This window comes from Sorangium sp. So ce385, assembly GCF_051474135.1.
Classification (GTDB): domain Bacteria; phylum Myxococcota_A; class Polyangia; order Polyangiales; family Polyangiaceae; genus Sorangium; species Sorangium cellulosum_D.
Window position 1 is genome coordinate 4515186 of record NZ_CP150337.1, and the last position, 12854, is coordinate 4528039.

The 12854-nt window shown below is 74.6% G+C and carries 7 protein-coding genes; 2 read left to right on the forward strand and 5 right to left on the reverse strand.

Annotation, left to right across the window (positions count from 1 at the left end):
* Nucleotides 1–18: 18 nt before the first annotated feature.
* Both WME83_RS16720 and WME83_RS16725 read right to left on the reverse strand, forming a co-directional pair.
* Nucleotides 19–1422, reverse strand: a complete 1404-nt coding sequence (locus tag WME83_RS16720) for a FecR domain-containing protein (protein WP_437320281.1) — start codon at nucleotides 1420–1422, stop codon at nucleotides 19–21.
* Nucleotides 1412–2053 (reverse strand): RNA polymerase sigma factor, encoded by a 642-nt coding sequence (locus WME83_RS16725; protein ID WP_061623461.1) that lies wholly within the window; start codon nucleotides 2051–2053, stop codon nucleotides 1412–1414. Before WME83_RS16725 ends, WME83_RS16720 begins: the two co-directional genes overlap by 11 nt.
* 260 nt (nucleotides 2054–2313) lie before the next feature.
* Here WME83_RS16725 and WME83_RS16730 point away from each other — a divergent pair, with 260 nt between their 5' ends.
* A complete protein-coding gene (locus WME83_RS16730) occupies nucleotides 2314–7443 on the forward strand; it encodes an AAA family ATPase (RefSeq protein WP_437320282.1) in 5130 nt (1709 codons plus the stop codon).
* Between the two features lie 13 nt (nucleotides 7444–7456).
* On the opposite strand, the gene WME83_RS16735 is transcribed toward WME83_RS16730, so the two are convergent.
* Nucleotides 7457–7819, reverse strand: a complete 363-nt coding sequence (locus WME83_RS16735) for a hypothetical protein (protein WP_437320283.1) — start codon at nucleotides 7817–7819, stop codon at nucleotides 7457–7459.
* Nucleotides 7820–8123: 304 nt separating this feature from the next.
* Here WME83_RS16735 and WME83_RS16740 point away from each other — a divergent pair, with 304 nt between their 5' ends.
* Nucleotides 8124–10367: a PilZ domain-containing protein gene (locus WME83_RS16740; protein WP_437320284.1), complete on the forward strand. Its 2244-nt coding sequence runs from the start codon at nucleotides 8124–8126 to the stop codon at nucleotides 10365–10367.
* A 73-nt stretch (nucleotides 10368–10440) separates the two neighbouring features.
* Here WME83_RS16740 and WME83_RS16745 read toward each other — a convergent pair whose 3' ends face one another.
* The gene (locus WME83_RS16745; RefSeq protein WP_437320285.1) at nucleotides 10441–11655 is read right to left on the reverse strand and encodes a cytochrome P450; all 1215 of its coding nucleotides are present in this window, start codon (nucleotides 11653–11655) and stop codon (nucleotides 10441–10443) included.
* Nucleotides 11656–11791: 136 nt separating this feature from the next.
* Entirely contained in the window at nucleotides 11792–12511 is a 720-nt protein-coding gene (locus WME83_RS16750) for a class I SAM-dependent methyltransferase (RefSeq protein WP_437320286.1), read from the reverse strand.
* Nucleotides 12512–12854 lie beyond the last annotated feature (343 nt).

The window sequence follows — 12854 nt, forward strand, 5'->3', positions numbered from 1 at the left end:
CGCGTGACCCGCCGCGCGTCACGGCTCCACGAGATCGCGCGCCACGGGCGCGTGCGCGCCGCGCGGGTGACGCTTCAGGTAGAGCTCCGCGACGGGCCGCGCCGCGGCCCGGCCGGCCGTGCGCTCGACGGCGACCATCTTGCGGCCGAGCGCCTCGGCGGCGAACGGGCCGCCCGGCGACTCGGCGAGGTACGCGTCGTACCAGGCCACCGCCGCCCCCGGCGAGCCGCCGTCGTCGACCATGCGCCCGAGCAGGAAGGCCGCCGCCTTGCCGTGGCTCGTCCCGGGGAACCGCTTGCGCGTCGCCGTGAGCGCGCGCTGCGCGACGTCGCCGCGGCGCGCGTACCGCGCCGCGTCCGCCAGCGCGACGAGGTCGTCGAGCGAGCCGTGCTCGAGCACGCCGCCGAGGCCGCGCTGCTCCGCCTCGGCCAGGACCGACCGGAAATCCCCCGCCGCCACGCGCTTCGCCCAGCTCGGCGCCGCCACGGCGCCGTCCGGCGCCGCCGTCAAACCGCCCGGCGGAGGGCCCGCGGGCGCCCCCTCAGCCCGCGAGCCCTCCGGCCGTGCGGCCCCGGCGTCGCCGTCGACGTCGCCGGGCCCGGGATTCCTCTCTCCTCCGGGCGGCGCCGCGCCCGCGGGCGACGGCGCCAGCTCCGCCGCGCTGCCCACCGCGCCGGCCGCGTCGAGGCTCGAGATCTGCACGTCGCCCTCGCGCATCCGCGCCACGAGCCGCTGCCCGGCGCGGAGCGGCAGCCCCTCGGGCGCGAGCGGCCCGCGCACCGTCACGCTCCCCTCGCGCAGATCGACGCGCAGCGTGCCGTCGCCGCGCGTCCACGACACGTCGAACGCCGTGCCGGTGACCAGCACCGCGAACGGCCCCGCCTCGACCGACCAGCGCGCCTTCGGCCGCGCCGTCACGCGCAGCGACGCCCGGCCGTCCTCGAGCAGCATGCGCGCCCCGGCCGCGTCGACCTCCGCCACGCGCAGCGCGCTGCCCGGCGCGAGCGCGACGGTGGTGCCGTCCGTGAAGCGGAGCCGGGCCTCCTCGGCCGCCGCGGCGATGTAGCCGCCCGCGGCGCCGGGCGCGCCCTCGACCGCGTAGTCGAGCCGCCGCGCCGGCCAGAGCGCGACGAGCGCGACCGCGAGCGCCGCCGCGCCGGCGAGCGCGAGGCCCCACCGCGCGCGCCCCGCGTGCGCGGGGGAGACCCCGAGGAAGCGGAGCCACGCGTCAACGCGGCTCAGGGCTGTCACGCGGCTCGCGACCCAGCCCAGGGCGCCGCCGCGCGGCTGGGCGGCGCCGCGGCTCACCGCCTCCACGAAGCGGGCGCGCTCGGCGGCGTCGTGCGCCGCGTCGATGTCGGCGGGGATGCCCTCCCGCGCGAGGTCGGCGAGCCGGCTCAACTTCTCCGCTTCATTCATCATGCTCTCCTCCGCAGGCAAGGAGGCTCCCGGGCTGATCGAGCGCTTGCGGGGCCTTCGTGAGGTAGGCCGAGAGCGCGGGATCGCGCTGCGCGGCGGTGAGGATCCGGTGGGACGCGCGCGCGAGGTGGCGCTTCGTCGTGGCCAGGGAGCACCCGAGCGCGGCGGCGATCTCGGTGAGCTCGAGCCCCTCGATGAACCGCAGGACGAAGAGCGTCCGCGAGCGGTCGTCCACCTGGTCGAGGATGCCGTAGAGCCGCGCGAGCGCCGCGCGCCCCTGCGGGTCCTGCTGCGCGCTGCCGACGTCCGGGAGCTCGCCCGAGGGCGACAGCTGGAGCCAGCGGCGCAGGCGCCGGCGCCGCAGCTCGGCGCGCGCGACGCGCACCGCGATGCCGACGATGAAGCTCGAGAGCAGCGACGGATCGCGCAGGTCCTTCGCCACGCGGAAGAAGCGCAGGAACGTGTCCTGCACGTGGTCGTCCACCTCGTCGCCCGGGCCGAGGGTGCGCTTCAGGATCCGGCGCACGAGCGGCGCGAACCGCTGCCACACGATCGGCGCGGCGCCGGGGTGTCCCTGCGCGGCGGCGCGCGCCAGCGCCACGTCGTCGGTCGCGGACAGCGGTAGCGCCTGCACGCTCCCCCTTTGCGTGGAGGGCGCGACCGCTGTCAAGGGCGGGACGGTCGACCGACGGCCTGAGATCACGCCCAGCAGTGTTCTCCAGAGGTCCGCCGCGGCTCAAGATTCGGCACGCCCGCGCGCCGGAGGACCTCGAGACAAGGAACGAGAAGGAACATCGTTGGATGTGCGCGGAATCATTGATCTCGGCCACAGCGGCCCCGACGCGACGTCGAACGCCGTCACTGTAGGTTCCGTATCAGCTGTAACCTGTACGCATGACGACACTTGGCGCAGCTTATGCCACTGGATCCGCGAGCCCGCCGCAGGGCTACGCCGCGGAGGACATCCTCCACCAGGGGACCATGATCACCGTGCGCCGCGCGCGCCGCGTGTCGGACGGGCAGCCGGTCGTGCTGAAAGGACCGAGCGCCGGGCGGGCGTCACCGCGCGCGATCGCGAGGCTCCGCCACGAGCAGGTGATCACGCGCGAGATCGCGCACCCGGGCGTCCTCCGCGTCCTCGACGTCGACGAGAGCGACGGGGGGCCCGTGCTCGTCCTGGAGGACTTCGGCGGCGCGTCGCTCGATATCGTCCTGCGGGGCGAGAGGCTCAGCCTGGCGACGACCCTGCGGATCGGCATCCACGTCGCGGACGCCCTCGCGTCGCTGCACCACGCGGGCATCATTCACAAGGACGTCAAGCCGCACAACATCCTCGTCCGCCTCGATCCGCTGACGGTCAAGCTCTCCGACTTCGGGATCGCAACGCGCCTGTCGCAGGAGGCACCGAGGGCCGAGAACCCGGGCGCCGCGGAGGGGACCTTGGCGTACATGTCACCCGAGCAGACGGGCTGGATGAACCGCAGCCTCGATTGCCGGACGGACCTCTACTCCCTGGGCGTCACCCTCTACGAGATGCTCACGGGCGCGCCCCCGTTCACGGCGCCGAGCGCCATGGAGCTCGTGCATTGCCACCTGGCCAGGACGCCGACGCCGCCGCACGCCGCGTCGGCCGAGATCCCGCGCGTCGTCTCCGATCTCGTCATGAAGCTCCTCTTCAAGGCCGCCGAGGATCGGTATCCGTGCGCCGAGGCGCTGCGCGCCGATCTCGAGGAGTGCCTCCGGAGGTACGAGGCCGACGGCCGCGTCGATCCTTTCCCGCTCGGCGAGCGCGACGCGGGCGGCCGGCTCTGGCTGCCGGAGAAGCTCTACGGGCGCGAGGCCGCGACGCAGGCGGTCGTGGCCGCGTGCGAGCGCGCGGCGGCCGGGGCCGTCGAGCTGTTCCTCATCTCCGGCCACGCCGGCGTCGGCAAGTCCGCCCTCGTCCGCGAGGTCTACAAGGTGCTCGCGCGGCGGCCCGGGTACTTCGTCTCGGGGAAGTTCGGCCAGCTCAAGCAGCGCACCCCCTACGCGGCCATCGCGCAGGCGTTCGGCGAGCTGTGCGAGCGCATCCTGTCGGAGGGCGAGGAGTCCGTGGCGCGCTGGAAGGCCCGGCTGAGCGCGGCGCTCGGCGCGATCGGGCAGGTCGTCGTCGACGTGATCCCCGAGCTCGAGGGCGTCGTCGGGCCCCAGCCCGCCGTGCAGCCGCTCGGGCCGAACGAGTCGAAGAACCGCTTCAGCCTCGCGTTCCAGACCTTCGTCCGCGCCGTCACGGAGGAGCACCTCCTCGTGCTCTTCATCGACGACCTCCAGTGGGCCGACCCGGCCTCGCTGAAGCTCCTCGAGCTCCTGCTGACCGATCCCGACGGCCGCGGGATGCTCGTGATCGGCGCCTACCGCGACCAGGAGGTCGACGACGCCCACCCGCTGGCGCGGCTCGTCGGCGACCTGCGGGCGGCGGGCGCGCCCGCCTCCGAAGTGTGGCTCGGGCCGCTCGAGCTCGAGGACATCCGCCGGCTCCTCGCCGACGCCCTGCGCTGCCGCCTCGAGGACACGGACGCCTTCGCGGCGCTCATCCTGGAGAGGACCGCGGGCAACCCGTTCTTCATCCACCAGCTCCTGCACGCGCTCGCCGGCGAGGGGATCGTGCGCTTCGATCCGGCCGCGGGGGCGTGGGCGTTCTGCCTCGAGCGCGCCCGGAGCGCGGAGGGCGCGGAGGGCGTCGTCGAGCTGATGTCCGCGAAGATCCGGCGGCTCGCGCCCGGCGCGCAGCGCGCCCTCCAGCTCGCCGCCTGCGTGGGCCACCGCTTCGACCTCAGGACGCTCGCGCTCGTCGCCGAGCAGCCCCCGGGCGAGGTGGCCGCGGCGCTCTGGGACGCCCTGCGGGAGGGCCTCGTCGTGCCCCTCGATCCCGAGTACCGCTTCGTCCACGCCGGCGACGCGGCGGTCGCGGGCAGGCTGCTCGAGGACCCCTCGTTCCGCGTCTCGTACCGGTTCCTGCACGATCGCGTCCAGCAGGCGGCGTACGCGCTCGTCGACGAGCCGGAGCGGAAGCGGCTGCACCACCGCATCGGCCGGCTGCTCGCGGCGAGCCTCGGCGAGGACCCGAGCGACGAGGAGCTGTTCGTCGTCGTCGGCCACCTGAACCTCGCCGCGGCCCTGATCGAGGATCCGGCGGAGCGCGGCGAGTTCGTGCGGCTCAACCTGGCCGCGGGGCGGCGCGCGCAGGCGGCGACCGCGTACGACGCCGCGTTCGGCTACCTGAGCGCCGCGGTGTCCGCGCTCGGCCCGGATCCATGGGCCGGCGAGCCGGGCCTCGCCTTCGACGTCTTCGGCATCCACGCCGCGAAGGCCGAGTGCGCGCACCTGAGCGGCCGCTGTGACGAGGCGGAGGCGCTCTTCGACGCCCTCCTCGAGCGCGCCGCCTCGGACGTGGAGCGCGCGCGCGTTTCCTGCATGCGGATGGTCCTCTACAACGCGCAGCACCGCTGGGCGGACTCGCTCGCGGTGGCGCTCGAGGGCCTGCGCCTCCTCGGCATGGAGGTGCCCACCGAGGGCGAGGCGCTCGCCGCCGCGCTCCGCGCGGAGCTCGCCGAGGCCGAGCGCGGCTTCGCCGCCCGGCGGGGCGAGGACGTCGGCGCGGGCCCGGAGCTCGCCGATCCGCGCGTCAGGGTCGCGGTGGAGATGCTCGGCTACGGCTCGCCATCGGCGTATTTCCTCAACCCGCCGCTGGCCCAGCTCCTCGCCGTCAAGATGGCGAACCTGTCGCTCCGGCACGGGAGCTCGCCGATGGCCAGCGTGGCGTACGCGTACCACGGCTTCTACCTGGCCGCGTTCTGGGGCCAGCCGCACGAGGGCTACAGGATCGTGCGGATGGGCGTCGCCCTGAACGACAGGTACCGGGTCGATGCCATCCGGGCGAAGCTCGACTTCAACTACGGGGTCGTCATGAACCACTCGAGGCCGCAGCGCGAGGCGCTCGAGGTCCTCCAGCGGGCGCGGGTCGCCGGGATGGAGACCGGCGACTTCATGTTCGCGTCGGCGTCCTCCAACATCGTCGCCCAGATGAAGCTCAGCCTGGAGGGCGAGCTCCGGCGCGTGCGCGAGGACGTCGGCGGGTTCCTGCGCTTCACCTCGCGCACGAAGGACGCGCTGTCGACGGCGGTCCAGACCGTCGCGCGGCAGGTGATCCAGAACCTCGAGGGGCGCACGCTGGACCGCGGCACGCTGAGCGACGCCGGCTTCGACGAGGACGCCCTCGTGCCGAAGCTCGACGCGGTGGGCTTCGCGATCGTCGCCGGCTTCTACTACACGAACAAGCTCGCGCTCGCGTACCTCTACGGCGATCACGAGGGCGCGCTCCGGATGGCGCGCCGCGCGCACGAGCGGGCCCGCGCCCTGACGGGCCAGTACATCGGCATCGTCGATCTGCCGCTCTACACCTGCCTCACCCTCCTGGCGCTCGGCCCTCGGGCGAGCGGGGAGGAGGGCGGCGCGCTGGCCGAGATGCTCGCGTCGAGCCACGACAAGCTCGCCGTCCTCGCGCGGGACTGCCCCGAGCTCCGGCACCTGGAGCTGCTCGTCCGGGCGGAGCGCGCGCGCGTCGCCGGGGAGGCGCTGGAGCCGATCCTCGAGCTCTACCAGCAGGCGAGCGACGCGGCCGAGCAGGCGGGGTACGTGCGCTACCGCGCGCTCGTCAGCGAGCTCTGCGGCAGGTTCCTCGCCGCGAGGCGCGTGCCGTGGCTCGCGCGGTCGTGCCTCGTCGACGCCTACCAGGCCTACGCGCGCTGGGGCGCCACGGCCAAGCTGCGGCAGATGGAGGAGGCCTACGTCGAACTGCTCCCCCGCGCGGCCGCGGGCCAGCCCGCGTCGGCGAGCCTCCTGTCGAACCTGACCTCGGTCGCCTCGTCGACGACCGACATGGTGGCGCGGCGCGTGGCGCTGCTCGACGCGGCGGCGCTCATCCGCGCCGCGCAGGCGGTGGCGCGCGAGATCGACCTCGGCCGCGTGATGACGCGGCTGCTCCGGCTCGCCATCGAGAGCGTCGGCGCCCAGCGGGGCGCGCTGATCCTGGACCACGAGGGCGGGCCGCGCGTGGAGGCCGCCGCCGAGGACGACGGCGAGGTGCGCGTCGGTCCGTCCACGCCCGTGCGCGAGAGCGGCGCCGCGGCAGCCCGGGTGATCGAGCTCGCGATGAGCGCCGGGAGCGCCGTCGTCGTGGCCGACGCCGCGCAGGACGCGCGGTTCGACGGCGACCCCTACGTCGCGGCGCGCAAGCCGCGATCGGTGCTCGCGCTGCCCATGGTGAGCCAGGGGGAGGTCTCGGGCATCCTCTATCTGGAGAACAACGCCGCGCCCGACGTGTTCTCGCCCGCCCGCCTCGACGTCCTCGAGCTCGTCGCCGCGCAGGCCGCCATCGCCGTGAGGAACGCGCTGCTCTACGCGCGCGTCCAGGCGGCGAGCGACGAGCTCCGCCGCGCCAACGACGCGCTCGAGGCGGCCGTCGCCGCCCGCACCGCGGAGCTCTCGTCGGCGATGGCGCGGCTCGAGGAGGAGCTCGCCGAGCGGGCGCGCGCCGAGCAGGAGCGCGCCGGCCTGCAGGAGGACCTCATCCGGGTGCAGCGCGAGCGGCTCGCCGAGCTGTCGACGCCGCTCATCCCGATCACCGACCGGATCATGGTCATGCCGCTCATCGGGACCATGGACGCGGAGCGGGCGGACGGGGCGCTCGAGACGGCGCTGCGCGGCGTGGCGGACACGTCGGCGCAGGTTGTCATCCTGGACATCACGGGCGTGAAGGGCGTGGACAGCAGCGTCGCCGCGACGCTCGTCCGGACCGCGACGGCGCTGCGGCTGCTCGGCGCCGAGGCGGTGATCACCGGGATCGGAGGCCATGTGTCGCAGACGCTGGTCGGGCTCGGGATCGATCTCAGCGAGACCGTCGTCCAGGGGACGCTCCAGCGCGGGATCGCCTACGCGCTCCGGAGGACCGGCGAGGCGCCGCGGCTCGCCCGCGGCCGACGCTGAGCGACGGCCGGGCTCAGTTGGAGAGCTTGTTCTCCTCGTGGTGGCCGAAGATCGCCTCCCAGTTCGAGCGGTAGGCGTCGGTCGCGACCTGGGCGGGGCCCGACCGGGGCGCGTCGGCCCCGCGGGGCGCCGGGAGGAGCACCTCCACGTCGAAGAGGCGGGCGTGATCGGGCCGCGGCGTCAGCTTCACGAGCTCCCCGGCCAGCGGGCGCCCGTGCTCGGTGGGCCGCAGCTCGCCGATCTCGAGCCGGTCCTCCCGGCTCCGGATGACCCGGAAGCCCTCGCCCTGCTCGACGGGGCTGTGGATGAAGACGACATCCTGGTTCCCGGGCGGCGCGGGCTTGTCGTCTTTCTGCGGCGGCTCGTCCTTGCCCATTGCCGAGAGCTTCCCACGTTTGCCCCCTAGGGCGCCAGGCGAAGCGAGCGGCCGGATCCACGCGGCGCCCGCGTCCTGCGGCGCCGCGCGGCCTCCAAGAATCCGCGCGGCGCCCGCGTCCCGCGGCGCCGCGCGGCCTCCAAAATTTGGCCAGCGCGGGGCTTACGCCGTACTGCCGGCCAGTGGGCCCTCTGCACCGCGGAGGTCCCGCGATCGCGGACGCGGCTTCGCGGCCAGGCGGAGGAATGGGCGTATGAACGTTCGAGGCGCAGACGGAGATGGCGTTCGCAGGGCGCCGGAATCCTTGGAGAAGGATCGCGAGGGCGGCGAGCGGCGCGCCGGCGCCGGGCAGCGGGTCCGCATCGAGGCGCTCGTCGCGGTCGGCGAGACGTCGGGCGGCGGCTTCGAGGCCGAGTCGATCGACATGTCGCCCGAGGGGATGCGCCTGCGCACGGCGTACCTGCCGCGGGTCGGCGACGCGCTGATCTGCCGCTTCGACGGGCTCGGCAAGGAGCTCGTCGTCGAGGGCGAGGTCTGCTGGCGCGCCGAGCAGGCGCGCGGCGGCGAGTTCGGCCTGCGCTTCACCGGCCTCGATCCGGAGGCGGAGGAGGCGGTGCGCGCGATGTGCTCGTCGATGGACGCCGGGGCCGCGGGCTCCGCGCCGGCGCTCACGATCCCGTCCGGGGCGGGGCAGGGGACGGCGCAGCGCGGCGCGCGCGTGCGGCTCCACATCGACGGGCTGGGCTCGCCCATGAAGGCGCGCGTGCGCGCGGGTGGGCTCGACGACCTCGAGGTGGGCTCGAACCTGGAGTTCCTCAAGGTGGGCCGCTCCCTCGAGCTGGAGGAGGTCGAGCAGGGCACGCGCCGCGAGGCGTACATCGACCACGTGAAGGTCGAGGTCGACCCGGCGACGAGCGTGCCGCAGCTCGTGGTCACGCTTTGCTACGAGGCGCCCCGCGCGGCCAGGGCGTCGCGGCCGCGGGCGTCGTCCGAGACGCTGCCCCCGGCGAGGCCCGCGGCGGCGCTCGACGCGGGGGCGCCCGCGCGGGCGCCGTCGGTGCCGCCGCCGGGCGAGGGCGCGCGGGCGTCGTCGGCGCCGCAGGGCGAGCGGGCGACGGCGCGAGCGTCGTCGGCGGCGCCGCCGCGCGATCCGCAGGGCGAGCGGGCGACGGCGCGGGCGTCGTCGGCGCCGCCGCGCGATCCGCAGGGCGAGCGGGCGACGGCGCGGGCGTCGTCGGCGCCGCCGCGCGATCCGCAGGGCGAGCGCGCGACGGCGGGCGCGGGCGCGAGCGGCGGCGCGGCGGCCCCGGCGGACGACGATCACGACGGCGACCTGTCGCCGGCGCTCTCGGCGCGGGAGGCGCCCGCGGCGGACGCGGCGCCGGCCTCGGCGCAGGACGCGGCGTCGCCGCCTTCGCAGGAGGGGTCGGACGAGGCGGGCTCCGCGCAGGCGGCCGGCGCGCAGCCGAGCCGGCTGCGCGACGTCGGCGAGAAGGCCGCGATGGCGAGCAAGGCCGTGGCGGGCAAGCTCGGGCCGGCGCTCGCCGGCGCCGGGGCGCGCGCGGCCACGGCGATGGCCGGCATGGTGGCGCGGATCAAGGCGCGGCGCGCGGCGCGCGCGGCCGGCGAGGACGGGTCGGGCAAGGACGGCGGCCCGCGCCGCAAGACGGCGCCGCCGCCGGCCGGCGCGCTGAAGTCCGGCGGGCGCCGGCTGGTGCGCGAGGAGGCCGAGGAGGCGGCGGGCGAGGGGGCGGAGCCGCCGCGCTTCAACAAGAAGGCGGCCGCGGCCGGGAGCTTCCTCGGGCTGGCGGCGGTGCTGGTGGTGTTCGGGGCCGCGCGCCTGCTCGGCCTGCGCGGCGGCGACGCGCCGGCCGCCGGGGCCGAGGCGGCCGCGGGCGCGTCGGCGCTGCCGGCGGCGTCCGGCGCGCCTGCCCTGCCGGCGGCCGCGGCGACGGCGGCCGCGCCGGGCGGCGTGCTGACGGCGAACGTCCCGCTGTTCGGCGCGACGCCGCTGTCGACGACGGAGGCCGTGCCGCCGACGCCGCCCGCCGATCCGAGCGCCCAGGCCGGCGATCCGCTCGAGCGGTCCGCCGCGGTCCCGGGCGGCCCTGGCGACGAGGACGACGCGGAGGCGGACGAGGACGCGCAGGAGGCCCCGAAGGAGTGGGGCCAGGGGTCCGTGCGGAACCCCATCGTGCTGAAGCTGAAGATGGACGGTCCCATCGAGGAGCTGAACGGCGCGGCCGGCGCGATGGGCTTCACGGTGTCGCTGCCCGACCGCCGCGCGCTGTCCTCGGGCAGCGGCCTCGCCCGGAAGGACAAGCGCATCGCGTCGGTGCGCGTGGTCAACACGGCGCACGGCGCCGAGATCACCCTGCAGTTCAAGGACGGCGTGCCCGCCTACAAGGCCAAGGCGCGCGGCGATCGCCTGGAGATCGCGCTCGGCCGCGACGAGCCGAAGAAGGTGGCGTCGAAGTCGAAGAAGGAAAAAGAGAAGTCCGACCGCAAGGACAAGAAGAAGGAAGAGAAGAAGGACAGGGAGCGCTGAGGCGCGCCCGGCCGGAGCTCCCGCCCCTCAGGCGCGCTTCCACCGCGGCGGGAGCTCCAGCGCGCCGTTGGTCTCAGGCGCGCTTCCACCGCAACGGGAGCTCCAGCACGCCGTTCGTCTGATTCGACGCCTGGGGCACCACCTCGCCCGCGATCTCGATGCTCTCCCAGCGCTCGACGAGCGCTGAAAGCGCCTCCTGCAGCTCGATCTGCGCGAGGTAGGCGCCGATGCAGTTGTGCCGCCCGGTGCCGAAGTTCAGGTTGGGGCGCACCGGCTCGCGCGTGATGTCGAAGCGATCGGGGTCGTTGAACACGCGCTCGTCCCGGCTCGCCTCGGCGACGACGCTCATCACCCAGCTCCCCGCCGGGATCGGGACCCCGCCGAGCTCGGTGTCCCGCGCGGCGTAGTGCGTCAGCCGGAGGACGCGCGGCCGGTAGCGCATGCACTCCTCGACGGCGCGGGGGATGAGCTCCGGGCGGGCGCGCAGCTGCCGCCACGCTTCGGGGCGCTCGGCGAGCAGCAGCACCATGAGGCTCAGGGTGTGGTTCACGTTGTCGACGGCGGCCGTGAGCGTGAGCCTCACCAGGTCGATCAGCTCCTGCGTGCTCAGCCGGTCGCCCTGCTCCTCGGCCAGGATCAGCCCGGAGACGAAGTCCTCTCCCGGCTCGCGCCGCCGGCGCTCGATGAGCGCGAGGCTGTACTCGCCGAGCTCGTGGATGGCCGCCTCGACCTCGCCCCGGTACTCCGGCTTCATCCAGAACATCTTCATGATCGAGCCGTTCATCCGCGCGAGGGGCGCCGCGTCGTCCTCGGAGACGTTCAGGAGGCGGCAGAACAGGCGGCCCGGGAACAGCCCGCTGACGTGAGCGACGAAGTCGCACGCGCCGCGCTCGTCCACGGCGTCGAGCAGCGCGTCGACGACCTGGCGCGCCGGAGCCCGCAGCCGCTCCATCGCCTCGATGCTGAACGAGGGCTGGATCAGCCGGCGGATGCGCCGGTGCGCGTCGCCCTCCTGGGAGCCGACCTGCTGGGACATGTGCTCGTGCGCCGGGCCGGAGGTGATGCCGAGGATCTCCAGCAGCTTGTCGAAGCCGGGCCTGATCCGCTCGTCCCGCAGCATCATCACGGACTCGGGGAACCCCAGCACCTCGAAGCCGATCGGGCTGCGCGCCATCCAGTGCTCGCGCCGGCACGCGCGCAGCATGGGCCCCGGGTCGCGGACGAACTCCGGGCTCAGCACGTCCAGGAAGGGAAGATTGCCTGACTCGGTCACCATCGCATCGACCACAGTCCGTCTCCTCGTCACGTGGGTGGGAGTCACTCCATCGCCCGAGGAGAGCTCCGCGGGGACATCGTGACCCTGAAGGAGGAGGACGTCGCCGCCCGCGCCTCGACCGGCGCGGCGGCGCGCCTCCCGACGCTGCTCAGCCGGGCGTCTGCTCGGCGCGACCGGGTTTCCGGGCGATGAACACGGCGGTTCGCCCGACAGGCTCGATCGCGTAGTCCGACACGTGTCGCTTCAGCGCCGCCTCCAGCCCAGGCAGGTCGTCCTCCTGGTTCTTGAAGATGCCGAGGCGCTGCATCGCCGCGGCGAACGGGCCGCCCGCCGCGTTGTGGCGGACGCCTTTGCCGAGGACCGTGGTCCCGAACAGCACGCCGCCGTCCTTCATGCAGGGCAAGAGGTGTCCCAGGATGGCGTCCATCTTGTCGCGCAGGGCCCCGGGGATGCAGTGCACGACATAGTTCATGCCCACGGACCCGAAGGCGGACCCGGGGAGCGGGAGCGGCTCGAGGAGGCTCGCGACGACCCCGGTGACACGGTACCTGCGCAGCCGCTCGAGGGACACGTCGATGGCGCTGCGGTTCACGTCGAGCAGGGTGAGCGAGGGATCGGCGACGGGAAACGCGCATCGATCGAGGAAATAACCGCTGCCGACCCCCGCCTCGAGGTGGTCCGCGGAGGTGTATCGCCGGTAAAGCTCCAAGATCCTGTCCGAGGGACAGCCCCAGAGATGCTCGGAGGCGATCGTCGGCACCCAGAGGTCGTACAACCTCCACAGGGCCCTCTCGGTGGATGAGCCGAAGGCGGTCGAGGCCGGTCCTCCTCCCCGCGCCGGGAACGTGTCGCGTGCTGCCGTCTTCATGATCGGGCCGTCCCTTCGAGCATGGCGGCTCGATCGCGGCGCGTCGGGCCCTCGCGGGCGCTCTCATAACATGCGGTCACGATCGTCGACAATGCAAATTCGATTCCCGTCGCCGCGCGATTGAATCCGCCGCGGTTACATACCCGTGACGAGTCACGGCGCCAGCGCAACAGGCACGGTGCCATGGCACCGAGGCGTTGTGCCATGGCACCGCGGGCGCCGTGCCACCGCAGGAAAACGACGCGAGAGCGCCATTGCAACGCAGGGCGTCGCGCAATGGCTGACTTCGTCGTCGGGGCATTGCGGTGCTGGCGTAGCCGCGGGCCAATCCAGGACAGGGAGT